We start from the raw sequence: 565 nt of genomic DNA on the forward strand, positions 1-565 counted from the left end.
AGGTGGCACCTTTGTTCGGTACCGACCGACTCCGCGACCTGGCGGTGACGGCAGACGTGCAGGTCAACGCGATCACTCCGGGATCCGGGGACGGGGTTGCGACCGATCTGGCCCGCGGCACCGGCGGCCGGTGGTTTTCCGATGCCGCCGATGTGGATGCGCACCTGACCGAGATCCGGGACCACCCGCCGAGGGCCGGGTCGACCGGCGAGTCCGCGGATGTTCGATCCGCCGAAACGCCCGGGATCCCGGTGTTGGTCGCCTTGCTGGCGATGGCGGTGTTGTGGTGGTGGCCGGCGGTGATGCGGCGATGAGGTTTGAACCGCTCCTGCCGCCGCTGCTGATCGCGGTGCTGGCGGTGGTGCTGCTCGCGGCTCGTGCCATCACCTTCGGAAAGGTCCGCGCCGAGAGTGACGGTTGGGCGGCGGTGTCGCGTTGGTCGGCACTGACCACGGCCGGGTTGCTACTGCTCGTGGCCGCGCTCGGCCCCGTCGCGGGTCGAACCCACGACACCGTGCCCCGGCCGGCCGGCGAGACCGAACCCAACATCTTTGTGCTGCTGGAC

2 protein-coding genes are annotated in these 565 nt (G+C 70.1%); both read left to right on the forward strand.

The genetic code is table 11. The features are described 5' to 3' along the window. Window positions 1-314, forward strand: a 314-nt coding sequence (locus IMZ11_RS43530; protein WP_228649552.1) for a hypothetical protein, incomplete at its 5' end; no start/stop codon positions are given. Beyond that, on the forward strand, window positions 311-565 hold a 255-nt coding region (locus tag IMZ11_RS43535), incomplete at its 3' end, for a hypothetical protein (RefSeq protein ID WP_228649553.1). The genes IMZ11_RS43530 and IMZ11_RS43535, both read left to right, overlap by 4 nt.

Origin of the sequence: Microtetraspora sp. AC03309 (assembly GCF_020826795.1) — a bacterium.
Taxonomy (GTDB): Bacteria; Actinomycetota; Actinomycetes; order Streptosporangiales; family Streptosporangiaceae; genus Microtetraspora; species Microtetraspora glauca.